This window comes from Nocardia wallacei, from assembly GCF_014466955.1.
GTDB lineage: Bacteria > Actinomycetota > Actinomycetes > Mycobacteriales > Mycobacteriaceae > Nocardia > Nocardia wallacei.
Map to the genome: position 1 here is coordinate 721,753 of NZ_AP023396.1, position 12,461 is coordinate 734,213.

The following is a 12,461-nucleotide window of genomic DNA, read 5'->3' on the forward strand; positions in this document are numbered from 1 at the left end:
GGCGCTTCTCTGAGGATTCGGTAAGGGATCGGGTTGCTCGCGAATTACTCTGGCGGCCAATCTGTTTCACGATCCGGCAGCATCAGCACCAGCCGCACTCCGGACATGGTGCCGTCGTCGAAGAACGCCCGGCCGCCGTGCAGCTGCGCCTGCTGGGCGACCAGCGCCAGGCCCAGCCCCGACCCGCCCTTGGCGGCCCGGCTGCCCCGGTAGAACCGCTCGAACACCGCGGCGCGTTCGTCCGGCGCGATGCCGCGGCCGTTGTCGTCGACGGAGATCACGATGTAGCCGTCGGCCGTGCGGTGCGCCGACACCAGTGCCTCGGTGGCGCCGCCGTGCCGGACCGAGTTCGCCAGCGCGTTGTCCACCGCCAGCCGCAGACCGGTGGGCAGGCCGCGGGTCACCAGCTCCGGGTCGGTCTCGATGCGAACGGTCAGCTGCGGGAAATGGCGCATGGCGTCGTGGGCGGCCTGATCGACCAGATCGCCCACATCGGTTTCCACGTGGTCGCGGTCGTCGGTGAGTTCGCCGGCGGCCAGCCGTTCCAGCGCGGCCAGCGTCGCCTCCACCCGGCCCTGACCGCGTTGCAGGTCGGCGAGGATCTCCGCGCGCTGGTCCGCGTCCAGGTCCAGAGTGCGCAGCACCTCCAGGTCGGTGCGCATGGCGGTGAGCGGGGTGCGCAGCTCGTGCGCGGAGACGGCGGCGAAGTCGCGGGCGGTCTCCAGCGCCGCGGCCGTCTCCGCCTGCGCCCGCTGCACCCGGCCGAGCAGCGAATTCACCGCCTCCGCAAGCTTTTCCGCCTCGCGCACGCCGGAACCGCCGACCGGCGCCTCGCTCTGCACCGTGCCACTGCGCGCGCCCACCTGCCGGGTGAGGTCCACGATCGGCCGGACCGCGCGCCCGCCGAACACCCAGCCCAGCCCCGCCGCGGCGGTGACCGCCAGCCCCGCCGCGACCAGCACCCAGCGCCGCTGTTCGGAGGTGGCGTGATAGGCGTCGGTGAGCGGGATGGCGATCGAGACCGTGCGGCCCTCCGGCTGGTTCTCGGTGGTGGTCAGCACCCGGAACGGGGTGCCGTCGATATTCAGCGTCTGCGAGCCGGGCTTCAAGGTGGGCAGCCGGACGCTGGTGGAGGCCACCACGTCCCGGTCCTGGCGAACCGTGACCGCCATGTCCTTGTTCGGGGTGACCAGCGACAGCACCCCGACCGCGATCACCGGTTGCATCAGCACGATTCGCGCGGCGATCGTCAGCTCCTGATCGGCCTGCGCCAGATTGTTGCGTTCCAGCGCGCGCACCGACACCCAGCTCAGTACCGCGGCGATGATGATCGCGCCCAGCGCCGCCGCCCCCGCCACACGGGTGCGCAGTGAGTACGAGTGGCGCGGGCGTCTCATTTCGGTGCCCGCAGCACGAAGCCCACGCCGCGGATGGTGTGCAGCAGCCGCGGCGTGCCGCCGGTCTCCAGTTTGCGCCGCAGGTAGCCGACGAACACGTCCACCACATTGGTGTCGGCGGCGAAGTCGTAACCCCACACCAATTCCAGCAGCCGCTCCCGGCTCAGCACCACGCCCGCATTGCGGGCCAGCGTCGACAAGAGTTCGAATTCCCGCTTGGTCAACTCGATTTCGTCGCCGTGCAGCAGGGCGCGATAACCGGCGACATCGATCTCCAGTGGACCTACCGTGATGATGTCCGGATTGGTCGGCGTGGCCGCGCTATCGGTGCGGCGGCGCAGCAATGCCCGGATGCGGGCTACCAATTCGGCCAGGACGAACGGTTTCACCAGATAGTCGTCGGCGCCGGACTCGAGGCCTGCGATTCGGTCGCCCACTGAATTGCGCGCCGACAGGACGCAGATCGGTACCTCGTTACCCATCGCCCGCAGGGCCGTGACAACCCCGGCCCCGTCGAGTACCGGCATATTCATATCGAGCACGATCGCGTCGGGAGCGCCGTCGCTCACACAGCGCAGCGCTTCCGCGCCGTCGCGCGCGATCAGCACGTCGAACCCGGACAGGCGCAGCCCGCGTTCGACGGAGGCCAGCAGATCCTCGTCGTCGTCGACCAGCAGGACCCGGGGAGTGTCACGCTCGCTCGTCACGGTTTCCATTCTGGTGGCTTGGTTGGGGGACTGGGGGCAGCCGCGCGGTGGTTGCGTGGGGGCGAGGTGTTGCGGTTTGTGTGGTGTGGGTGCTGGTTGGCGTGCTGTGGGGAGGAACGGCTGTGTTTTTGGCCTCCGCTTCGCTCCGGCGGGTTTTCGGCGCCCTGTGGCTCGGTTTTCGAGCACCGCTGCTGGCTCCTTCGTCGCTTCGCAGCGGTGCTCGAAAACCGAGCCGCGCCGAAAACCTTTGGGGTTGGCGAGCTATGGGGAGGTTTTTGGCGGAGGGGGGTGGGCGGGGTGGTTATCTTGCGAGGGGGTTGGCCTGCCTCGATCGGGTCTTGCTCAGTAGTTGTGGCAGGAGTCGGCTACCGCCTGGATCGTCTGGCGTACCGCGTTGGCTCGCGGGTCGTTTTCCGCCTGCTGGACCTGGTCCGGGTGTTGCTGCGCGTACTGCTGCAATTCGGCTCGGCGCTGCTCTACCGGCTGGTCGAACTTCTGCTGCAGCATCGACTTCTGCTCGGGGTTGGCGTCGAGCATGGCTGCCAGCTGGGGGTTCTTGTCGTGCAATGCCGCGTCTACCTGAGCGAAGCTGCAGTCGGAGTCGAGTAGCGGGGCTACCAGTTCGGTCGGGTCGGCGGAGGCTGTGCCGGGGATCAGGAGGGCGGCGGCGGTGGCCACGCCGCCGATGGTCAGGGCGGCACCGGTGAATCGCGGACGCAACGAGAACATGAAGCTACCTTTCGGGTCGAGGACACCACCGGGGCCGGGCGGAGACCGCGGCCCTGGCGCTCGTTCGGTGACCGGTATACCCGGCCCCCGCCGAGACAACCCGACGTTAGGGCAGCGATGTAGGAGCCTGTTGAACCGAGACTGAGAAAACTGTGAGGGCACTCACCGGACGGCCGGGTGACCGTCGGCGGGAGTATCCGAATCGTCGGGTACGCCGGGGTCGGCGGTCTCGCCGCCGGGCCGCTCGTCGGCGCGGCTGGCCAGGATCTGGTCCTCCAGCGCGACCAGCACGGCCGGATCCTCGATGGTGGCGGGCATGTCGGGGCGCTCGCCGGAGGCGATCTGGCGGATGCTGCGGCGCAGGATCTTTCCGGACCGGGTCTTGGGCAGCGCGTTCACCACGATCACGTCGTGCAGGGTGGCGATGGCGCCGATCTGGTCGCGTACCCGCTCGATCACCTCGGCGCGCAGCCGCGCCGGGTCGACCCGCACGGCACTTTCGCCGACCTCACCGGCCTTGAGTACGACGTAGGCGATCGGGCGCTGGCCCTTCAGTTCGTCGGGGATGCCGATCACGGCGCATTCGGCGACGAGTTCGTGGCCGGCGACCGCGGCCTCGATCCCGCCCGCCGACAGCCGGTGCCCGGCCATGTTGATCACGTCGTCGCTGCGGCCGAGTACGAACAGGTAGCCGTCCTCGTCGAAGTAGCCGGAGTCGCCGGTCAGGTAGTGGCCCGGATACGCGGACAGATACGAGCGGACGAATCGCTCGTCGTCGCCCCAGAGGGTGGTCAAGGTGCCGGGCGGCAGCGGCAGGCCGATGACGATATTGCCTTCGGTGCCGGCGGCCACCGCGTCGCCCTCGTAGTCCAGGACGCGGATGCGGTAGCCCGGCACCGGCAGCGACGCCGAGCCCGGCTTCACCGGAAGTTCTTGCAGGCCAAGCGGATCCGCGCAGATGGGCCACCCGGTCTCGGTCTGCCACCAGTGGTCCACCACGGGGCAGTCGGGGCGGTCGGCGAGCAGCGTGTCGCGGGTCCAGGCGAAAGTCGCCGGGTCCAGCCGCTCGCCGGCGCAGAACAGCGCGCGCAGCGACGAGAGATCGTGGCGCCCGGCCGCGGTGGCGTCGGGGTCGGCGCGGCGGATGGCCCGCAGCGCGGTCGGCGCGGTGAACATCACGTGCACGTTGTGCTGGTCCACCAGCCGCCAGTAGGCGCCGGGGTCGGGGGTGCCGGTCGGCTTGCCCTCGTAGAGCACGGTGGTGGCCCCGACCAGCAGCGGGGCGTAGACGATGTAGGAATGCCCGACCACCCAGCCGATATCGGAGGTCGTCAGCATCACCTGACCGGGGCCGACGTCGTAGATGTTGCGCATGGACCAGGTCAGCGCGACCGCGTGCCCGCCGTTGTCGCGGACCACGCCCTTAGGCTTCCCCGTGGTGCCGGAGGTGTAGAGGATGTAGAGCGGGTCGGTGGCCGCCATCGAGACCGGTTCGGCCGGTTCGGCGTCGCGGATCATGTCGGCCCAGTCCAGCCATTGCGCGGCAATGGATTCGGTGGGTCCGGGTAGCTGATCGGCGGAGGGCGTCGCGAACCGTATGGTCGGAAATCCGTTGCGCTGCTTGACCACGACGTGCCGGGGCGCGGTCGTGGCGACCTGGTCCAGCGCCTGCAGCACGATCGGCGGGTACTCGATGCGCTTGCCCGGTTCCAGGCCGCCCGAGGCGGTCACGATCAGCACCGGTTCCGCGTCATCGATGCGGGCAGCCAGTTCGTGGGAAGCGAACCCGCCGAACACCACCGAGTGCACCGCGCCGATCCGGGCGCAGGCCAGCATGGCCACCACCGCCTCGGGGATCATCGGCATATAGATGACCACCCGGTCCCCGGTCCGGACGCCGAGCCGCAGCATCGCGCCGGCGAACTGGGCGACCTCGGCCAATAATTCGGCATAGGTGTAGACAAGCGTGGCGCCCGTCATAGCCGAGTCGTATATTAGGGCGGGCTGGTCCGCGCGGCCGCCGGTCGGTACGGGTTCGTCGGTTGTCGAGCCCACTTCCGGTGTGAGATCGCGCACATGCCGGTCCAGCGCGTTGTAGGAGGTGTTCAGTCGACCATCGGGAAACCAGCGGGCGGTCGGGCGGGCCGTGCTGTCGACGATCTGAGAAGGTGCAACGTCCCAGCTGATGGCCTTGGCGGCAGCGCCCCAGAAGTCGGCGGGATCGACCAGGCTGGTCTGGTAGGTAGGCCGGTACTCCTGCTTCGCGTTCAACCGTGTGACTCCCTGCCTCGCCTCGATGCCCGCCTCGATAGATCAGCCTGATTGTGGCAGACTTCACGCGACGTCCGGACGGGCGCCGCGACCTTTGATTTTGTCTGGAACCGCCAGGTCAACGGCTGGACGTTGCCAACAGGTCACACAAGAAGTTATTGATCCGTTAGAATCGCATGCCACATATGTCGGCCGTCATGGACGCAAATTCTCGGCCAGCCGCAGTTCTCGGTCAGACCTGCCTGCCGAGCCACGCCCACGCTCGTGGGAGGCTCGCTGATGGCGCATGGCTGGGGCCAGTTTGGAAAGTGAGTGGAGATGCGTGACGCCGCTAGGTCCGGCAGGAAGCGTTGGGCGCTTAGCAACTGGGACCTGCGTTGGAAGGTTACGGCGGTACTTGCCGTCCCCCTCCTCGTCGCGGTGGTGCTCGGCGCCTCCAGGATCGCGGCTCAGTTCAGCGACTCCAGTGAGCTGGACGCCGCCCTCAAGCACGTGCAGACGATCCCGGCCGTCACCGGCCTGAGCGCCGCGGCCGCCACGGTCGCCGGTGAGCAGATGGTTCAGCTCGGCCCGAACCAGTCGCTGGTGCAGGAGGCCGATCTCACCCAGCTCGACAACGCCATCATCGCGGCGGAGAAGGCCGCGCCCAGACTGGACGGTGTGCCGGGCGGCCGGGCCGCGATCGAGGGAATGATCAACGGCGCGAAGGCCGTTCGCGCCCAGGGCACCGCACCGGCGAAGACCATCGACGACGCTCTCAACCAGGAAGAGTCGATCCGGCAGAACAGCGTCCGTACCGCCGAGGCGATCACCTCGACCATTTCCGATCCCCGGGTCGAGGCGGCGAAGCTGCGACTGGTCGACTCCCTCAACACCCGAGCCGTGCTGATCTCCGAGACCGCGGGTATGGCCGAGGCGATTCGCGGCAACGCCAAGGACGGTCTGCGCGACTCGCAGATCGCCGCGAACACCGAGCGTCAGATGCTGGGGATTCTCGCGCACCGCTTCCCGGACGGCGATCCGGTCATCGCGGATCTGACCCAGCTGGTCAACAACCGTATCGCGCTGGTGAACGGGCCGCAGGCGGCGTCGGGTCAGATCCCGCTGCAGGATCTGCGGCAGTCGGTCCTCGACAGCCTCGCCGGCTACCAGAAGGTGGTCAGCCAGTCCAGCGCCGATATCGACGCACAGGTGAAGAGCCTGGCCGACAACGCCCGCACCGGTGCCGTCCGCTACGCCGTGATCGTCATCGCCACCATCATGGCGGCCCTCGTGCTCGCGGTGCTGATCGCGCGCTCGATGATCGTCCCGCTGCGCAAGCTGCGCCTGGCCGCGCTGCGCGTCGCCGAGCACGACCTCGGTCACGAGGTGTCCCGGCTGCGCGACGGCGCCAGCCCCGAGGACGTGCCGCTGGAACCGATGCCGGTGCACACCGAGGAGGAGGTCGGCCAGCTCGCCCGCGCGGTCGACGACATCCACGGGCAGGCGCTGCGCCTGGCCGCCGACCAGGCCGCCATGCGTACTCAGGTCAACGACATGTTCGAGACCCTGGCCCGGCGCTCGAAGTCCCTTGTCGACCATCAGCTCTCGCTCATCGAGGCGATGGAGTACGACGAGAAGGACCCGCGCCTGCTGGAGAATCTCTTCCGGCTGGACCACCTCGCCGCCCGCATGCGCCGCAACGGTGACAACCTGCTCATTCTGGCGGGTACGCCGAAGCAGCGCCGCGGCAAGACGGCTCCGGTCGAGATCGCCGACGTGCTGCGCGCGGCCATCTCCGAGGTCGAGGACTACGAGCGGGTGAAGCTGGGCGCCACCCCGCGCGGCGCCATCACCGAACCGGCCGCCTCCGACCTGGCGCACCTGTTCGCCGAGCTGCTCGACAACGCCCTGCGCGCCTCCCCGCCGGAGACCGACGTCAAGTTCACCTTCGCCCAGGCTCACGATCAGGGCCTGCTCATCGAGGTCGCCGACCGCGGCATCGGTATGCCGCCCGCGGAGATGGCGGAGATCAACCGCCGCCTGGAAAGCACCGCGGAGGTCGGTCCCGACACCGCGCGGCACATGGGCCTGTTCGTGGTCAGCCGCCTGGCCGAGCGGCACGGGCTCACCGTGCGGCTGCGGCCCACTTTCGACACCGCCCGCGATCCCGGCGTGACGGTGACCGTGCACGTGCCCAAGGCGATCATCGTGACGCCGGGCGGCGCCGGGGTGCAGATCCCGTCGCAGCAGTCCGGCCCGCAGCAGCAGGCGGTGCAGCCGCAGCGGCCCAGCCCGGCGTCGATGCAGATGCGCGCGGTCACCCGCACACCCAGCGGCAACATGATGGTCACCGTGGACCCGACCGCGAGCGGGCCCATCGGGGCCGACGGCGAGCGGAACGGAACGGAACGCCCGGGCGGCGAGCGTCCGGCGGCCGCCAACGGGGCCGCGCCCGCGAATGGCGCGCTGCCGCAACGCCAGCCCGGCACCGCGGTGCCCGGCGGCCTGCCCAAGCGCGAGCCCGGAGCGAACGGCCCGACGGTCCGCCACGGTGTGGCCGGTGCCGAGCGGCGTCCCGGTGACGCTCCCCAGCCCGGTGGGCTGCCGCAGCGGGAACCGGGGGCGCACGGTCCGCAGGCGCCGGCGGCCCAGCCGGCCGCGAATCTGCCGCAGCGCGGTGGCCCCGCGCCCGCGGCTCCGCAGGCCGGACTGGCGGCGAACATGCTCAAGCGGGCGCCGGGCGCCGGTGGTCCGCAGCCCGCCCGGCCCGCCGGATTGACGGGTCTGCCGCAGCGTCCGGGTGGTCTGCCCCAGCGTGAAGGCGGTCTGCCGCAGCGTGAGCCGGGTGCCGGTGGGATCCCACCGCGGGAGCCCGGTGGCAGCCTGCCGCAACGTGGTTCGGAGCTGCCGCAGCGCGGTGGTTCGCTGCCGCAGCGCAATGCCGGTGGCACCGGTCTGCCGCAGCGTTCGCCCACCCCGCCGCCCGGCGAGGACGCCCCTGAGCGCCCCGCGGCCAAATTGCCGCAGCGCGAGGCCGGGCCGTCCGGTCTGCCGCAGCGGGAGCCGGGTGCGGGCGGCATTCCGCCCCGCGATCCGAAGGCCGGTGGTCTGCCGCAGCGGGAGTCCGCCGCGAACGGCCTGCCGCAGCGGGAGGGTGGCCGCAATGGTCTGCCGTCCCGGCGGCCCGGTGGCGGTCTGCCGCAGCGGGAGCCGGGTGCCGGTGGCATCCCGCCCCGCGAGTCCGGCCCGGCCGGTCTGCCGCAGCGCGGTTCCGGGGGTCTCCCACAGCGTGAGGCGGCCGGAACCGATCTGCCGCAGCGGGATTCCGGAACCGGCCTGCCGCAGCGTGAGTCCACCGGCGGTCTGCCGCAACGGGATTCGGGCCTGGGCCTGCCGTCCCGGGAGTCGAGCGGTGGCCTGCCGAAGCGTGACGCGGGCAGCGGCCTGCCGTCGCGCGAGCCCGGCGGTGGCCTGCCGCAGCGGGAGTCTGCTGCGAACGGTTTGCCGCAGCGGGAGTCGGGTCTCGGCTTGCCGTCGCGGGAGTCCAGTGGTGGTCTGCCCCAGCGCGAGCCCGGCAGTGGCCTGCCGCAGCGGGAGTCTGCCGCGAACGGCTTGCCGCAGCGTGAGTCGGGTCTCGGCTTGCCGTCGCGGGAGTCGAATGGTGGTTTGCCGCAGCGGGAGTCGGGTCTCGGCTTGCCGTCCCGGGAGTCCGGTGGAGGTCTGCCGCAGCGCGAGCCGGGAAGTGGCTTGCCGCAGCGGGATTCGGGCTTGGGTCTGCCCTCGCGGGAGTCGAGCGGTGGTCTGCCGAAGCGGGACGCCGGTACCGGGCTGCCGCAGCGGGAGTCGACCGGTGGTCTGCCGCAACGGGATGCGGGTCGTGGCTTGCCGCAGCGGGAGTCGGGCCTCGGCCTGCCGACGCGGGAATCGAGTGGCTTGCCGCAGCGCGAGTCCGGCGGCAGTCTGACCCAGGATTCGGGCGGCGGTCTGCCGCAGCGGGCGGCGGGCTCGACGGGGCTGCCGCAGCGGCAGCCGGGCGCCGGTCTGCCACCGCGTCCCGCGCCGACACCGGGCCTGAGCCTGCCCCAGCAGGAGCGCTCCGCGTCCGAGAGCGACGAGTCGGCCGGCGGCGAGGGCCGCGAGCGCGGCCGGCACAGTTTCAAGTCCAACCCGCAGAAGACCGCGTCGTTCTTCCAGACCCGGCTGCAACCTGCGGACGACTCCGGTGCGTCGATGGGCACGCCGATCTTCGCCGAGATGATGTCGGCGTGGCTCGCGGATCCCAACGCGGACCGGTCCCAGGTGGCCGCTTCCTTCGAATCACCAGGTGACGAAGGTTGGCAGGCTGCCCGGCGGGCCGTGGAGGCCCAACCCGAGAAGCGGACGGCGGCCGGATTGCCTCAGCGCGATCCCGGCAACCGCCTGGTTCCCGGTGGCGTCATCGGAAAGGCCGATAGCACGCCGAAGCGTGATGCAGAGTCCATCAGGTCAAGTCTGAGTCGTCACCAGCAGGGCGTCCGGGATGGCCGCGCAATGAGAGCAATGAACCTAACCGGAGATAAAGGAGACCGATGAACCCCGATCTAGGTGGTACGAACCGTCAGCTGGATTGGCTGGTTTCGAACTTCGCCAACGAGGTTCCGGGCGTCGCTCATGCCGTGCTGGTGTCGGCTGACGGTCTGTTGATGGCCGCGAGCGCGCAGCTGCCCGTGGACCGTGCGGAACAGCTGTCGGCGGTGACCGCGGGGCTAGCGAGCCTCTCGGTCGGTGTATCGAATCTGTTCGAAGGCGGCACCGTGCTGCAGTCGGTAGTCGAAATGGAACACGGCTACCTGCTACTGATGGCGGTCGGCGACGGCTCCTATCTCGCGGTGCTGACCAACACGTCCTGCGACATCGGGCAAGTCGGCTACGAGATGGCGCTGCTTGTCGAGCGAGTCGGCCAGACAGTTCAGGCCACACCTCGCGTCACGATGGGTTCCTGATGGTGGGATGGACATAGACAACCAGCGCATGGGGAGCGCCGAGCCGAGCCTCGTTCGTCCATACTCGTTGACCGCCGGCCGTACGCGGCCGACGGTCGAGTTGGCGTTGGAGGCACTCGTCGCATCGCATCCGGTCGCCCTGGAGCGGCAGTTCGAGCTCACCAACATCGAGACGTCAATCGTGGAGTTGTGCAGAGAATCGCCGTCTGTCGCAGAATTGGCCGCCCGTCTGGGTATTCCGATCGGGGTGGCTCGAGTTCTCGTCGCCGACCTCATCGAGGCCGGTCATGTGCGGGTGTCGGCGACTTTGAAAGACGATTCGAGCGACGATGAACGTCGCGAGCTGATCGAAAGGGTTCTCAGTGGACTCCGGCGTATTTGATTCGACGGCCCAGGTCGATACGCGCACCAGTAAGCCCACCTCGGCGAAGATCGTGGTCGCCGGTGGATTCGGTGTGGGTAAGACGACCCTGGTCGGTGCGGTATCGGAGATCGTTCCGCTGCGCACCGAGGCATTGGTGACCAATGCCAGCGTCGGTGTCGACAGCCTGGCCGCCGTGCCGACGAAGGCCACCACCACGGTGGCCATGGACTTCGGCAGGATCAGCCTTGCCGACGACCTGGTGCTGTACCTGTTCGGCACCCCCGGCCAGTACCGCTTCTGGTTCATGTGGGACGACCTGATCCGCGGCGCCATCGGCGCCGTGGTGCTGGTCGACACCCGCAGGCTGGAGGACAGTTTCGCCGCGGTCGACTACTTCGAGGCGCGCAGTCTGCCATTCCTGGTGGCCATCAACGAGTTCGACGATGCCCCCAAGTACCCGCTCGAGGACATCCGCCAGGCGCTGGCGGTGCCCGCGGACGTGCCGATCATGTCGATCGACGCCCGCAGGCGCGAGCCGGTGAAGCAGGCGCTGGTCTCGGTGACCGAGTACGCGCTGCGCAAGGTCGTCCAGGGCTACTGAATCATGGTCCGCCGCAGCGAGTTCCGGCGCTGTGGCGGGTCGTGACGCTGCCCGCGCGCGCCCGGCGATGATGCCTAGGGTGACACGCGGGTGTCAGGCGTGCCGGTGATGCGGTGCTGTCGCGCGGTGCCACGGCACGGTCGATGAGTGTCGGATGTGCCGGACATCCGGTGGCGTCGGACCTGCCCGGTGGCAGCGCGAGATCGGCATGCACGTTGCCGGGTGCTGCGCGGAGCGCGTTATCGGTCATGCCATTCGGTTATGGCTACAGGTATTGGACGGGCCGCGCCGCTGCGGGCGAGGGTTGGGGTGTTCCCCGATGCTCGGCCGAAAGGTACTTCGATGTTCGCCGTCTACGCCACCGTCGTGGTGGTCGCCGCCCTCGCCAACGTCGCCGCGGCGTGGGTCGACTTCCGCCGCAATCAGTGGGTGCTCGACAACATGACCAGCTACGGCGTGCCGCACTCCTGGATCGTTCCGCTCGGCCTCGCCAAGGCCGTGGGCGCGGCCGGTCTGCTGGTGGGCTTGGCCGTGCCGCTGGTCGGCGTGGTCGCGGCCGCCTACCTGGTGTGCTATTTCGTCGGCGCCGTCGCCACCGTCCTGCGAGCGCGCTGCTACTCCGACGTGATCTACCCGAGCGGCTTCCTGCTGTTCGCGGCGGCCGCCCTCGGCCTCGGCGTCACCGTCGTCTGACCGTTGCGCCGGTGGCGAAATTCCGGCGGCGGGCGCTCGGCCCGCCGGTAGGGTGAGTCGAAACCGTTTGCGGCAGAAGGAGAAGCGCGGTGCGCCACGGTAACGGGCTGGAGATTCCGGAGGACCTCGGCGAGCTGTGCTCGCCGCGGCGGATGGCAGTGATCGTCTACGACATGCAGGTCGGCGTGCTGGCGCAGCTCGATGACGGCGCGGAGATCGTGACCCGGGTGGAGCGGGTCGTGCGGGCCGCCCGCCGCGGCGGCTACCCGGTGATCTTCCTGCGGCACATGTTCCTGCCCAAGCGGCTCAGCGGTCTGTTCGCGTTGCGGATGGCGATGTCGTGGCAGGGCGTGGACTCGGTCGAGGAGGTCACCCCGATCCTGCAGCGCGACACCCCCGGCTTCCAGCTGGTACCCGAGTTGCAACCGGGCCCGGACGAGGTGGTGTTCGACAAGACCTCGATGTCGGCCTTCGAGGGCACGCCGCTGGCCGCGACGCTGCGCGACCTGGGCATCGTGTCGTACGCGATCACCGGGGTGGCGCTGGAGATCGGCATCGCGCCCACGGTCGCCCATTCCACCGACCTCGGATTCGTTCCGGTGGTGGTCCGCGATGCCTGCGGTGGACGCGACCAGGAGGCGATCGCGCGGGCCTACGACGACTTCGCCTTCCAGGGCAACGCCGTGGTCACGGACATCGATACGCTCGTCCCGCTGCTGGAGCAGGGCGAGTGAT

The 12,461-nt window shown here is 69.8% G+C and carries 10 protein-coding genes; 6 read left to right on the top strand and 4 right to left on the bottom strand.

Features of this window, described 5'->3' with window-relative positions; translation table 11 throughout:
- Positions 1-44 precede the first annotated feature (44 nt).
- The 4 genes from NWFMUON74_RS03380 to NWFMUON74_RS03395 form a co-directional block, all read right to left on the bottom strand.
- Positions 45-1,397 carry a sensor histidine kinase gene (locus NWFMUON74_RS03380; protein ID WP_187686535.1) on the bottom strand — a complete coding sequence of 451 codons (1,353 nt, stop codon included), beginning with the start codon at positions 1,395-1,397 and terminating at the stop codon, positions 45-47.
- Positions 1,394-2,113: a response regulator transcription factor gene (locus NWFMUON74_RS03385; RefSeq protein WP_187686536.1), complete on the bottom strand. Its 720-nt coding sequence runs from the start codon at positions 2,111-2,113 to the stop codon at positions 1,394-1,396. Before NWFMUON74_RS03385 ends, NWFMUON74_RS03380 begins: the two co-directional genes overlap by 4 nt.
- A 333-nt stretch (positions 2,114-2,446) precedes the next feature.
- Positions 2,447-2,833: a hemophore-related protein gene (locus NWFMUON74_RS03390; protein ID WP_187686537.1), complete on the bottom strand. Its 387-nt coding sequence runs from the start codon at positions 2,831-2,833 to the stop codon at positions 2,447-2,449.
- Between the two features lie 162 nt (positions 2,834-2,995).
- Positions 2,996-5,104: an AMP-binding protein gene (locus NWFMUON74_RS03395; RefSeq protein WP_187686538.1), complete on the bottom strand. Its 2,109-nt coding sequence runs from the start codon at positions 5,102-5,104 to the stop codon at positions 2,996-2,998.
- Between the two features lie 318 nt (positions 5,105-5,422).
- Between NWFMUON74_RS03395 and NWFMUON74_RS03400 the strand changes: the two genes are divergently transcribed.
- The 6 genes from NWFMUON74_RS03400 (at position 5,423) to NWFMUON74_RS03425 (ending at position 12,460) form a co-directional block, all read left to right on the top strand.
- Positions 5,423-9,658 carry an ATP-binding protein gene (locus tag NWFMUON74_RS03400; RefSeq protein ID WP_187686539.1) on the top strand — a complete coding sequence of 1,412 codons (4,236 nt, stop codon included), beginning with the start codon at positions 5,423-5,425 and terminating at the stop codon, positions 9,656-9,658.
- Positions 9,655-10,068, top strand: coding sequence for a roadblock/LC7 domain-containing protein (locus NWFMUON74_RS03405; protein ID WP_011207200.1), 414 nt, complete (start codon positions 9,655-9,657; stop codon positions 10,066-10,068). The genes NWFMUON74_RS03400 and NWFMUON74_RS03405 overlap by 4 nt, the downstream gene beginning before the upstream one ends.
- A gap of 7 nt (positions 10,069-10,075) precedes the next feature.
- Positions 10,076-10,450 (top strand): DUF742 domain-containing protein, encoded by a 375-nt coding sequence (locus tag NWFMUON74_RS03410; protein WP_024800684.1) that lies wholly within the window; start codon positions 10,076-10,078, stop codon positions 10,448-10,450.
- Positions 10,431-11,033, top strand: a complete 603-nt coding sequence (locus tag NWFMUON74_RS03415; protein ID WP_174411295.1) for a GTP-binding protein — start codon at positions 10,431-10,433, stop codon at positions 11,031-11,033. The genes NWFMUON74_RS03410 and NWFMUON74_RS03415 overlap by 20 nt, the downstream gene beginning before the upstream one ends.
- 342 nt (positions 11,034-11,375) lie before the next feature.
- Complete coding sequence (locus NWFMUON74_RS03420; protein WP_187686540.1) at positions 11,376-11,726, top strand: DoxX family protein; 351 nt, start codon at positions 11,376-11,378, stop codon at positions 11,724-11,726.
- Positions 11,727-11,815: 89 nt separating this feature from the next.
- A complete protein-coding gene (locus NWFMUON74_RS03425; protein WP_197986963.1) occupies positions 11,816-12,460 on the top strand; it encodes a cysteine hydrolase family protein in 645 nt (214 codons plus the stop codon).
- Position 12,461 lies beyond the last annotated feature (1 nt).

Excerpts from the sequence above, each read along its gene's own strand:
- NWFMUON74_RS03380 (WP_187686535.1), bottom strand. The coding sequence starts at position 1,397 with ATGAGACGCCCGCGCCACTCGTACTCACTGCGCACCCGTGTGGCGGGG.
- NWFMUON74_RS03385 (WP_187686536.1), bottom strand. The coding sequence starts at position 2,113 with ATGGAAACCGTGACGAGCGAGCGTGACACTCCCCGGGTCCTGCTGGTC.
- NWFMUON74_RS03390 (WP_187686537.1), bottom strand. The coding sequence starts at position 2,833 with ATGTTCTCGTTGCGTCCGCGATTCACCGGTGCCGCCCTGACCATCGGC.
- NWFMUON74_RS03400 (WP_187686539.1), top strand. The coding sequence starts at position 5,423 with ATGCGTGACGCCGCTAGGTCCGGCAGGAAGCGTTGGGCGCTTAGCAAC.
- NWFMUON74_RS03405 (WP_011207200.1), top strand. The coding sequence starts at position 9,655 with ATGAACCCCGATCTAGGTGGTACGAACCGTCAGCTGGATTGGCTGGTT.
- NWFMUON74_RS03410 (WP_024800684.1), top strand. The coding sequence starts at position 10,076 with ATGGACATAGACAACCAGCGCATGGGGAGCGCCGAGCCGAGCCTCGTT.
- NWFMUON74_RS03420 (WP_187686540.1), top strand. The coding sequence starts at position 11,376 with ATGTTCGCCGTCTACGCCACCGTCGTGGTGGTCGCCGCCCTCGCCAAC.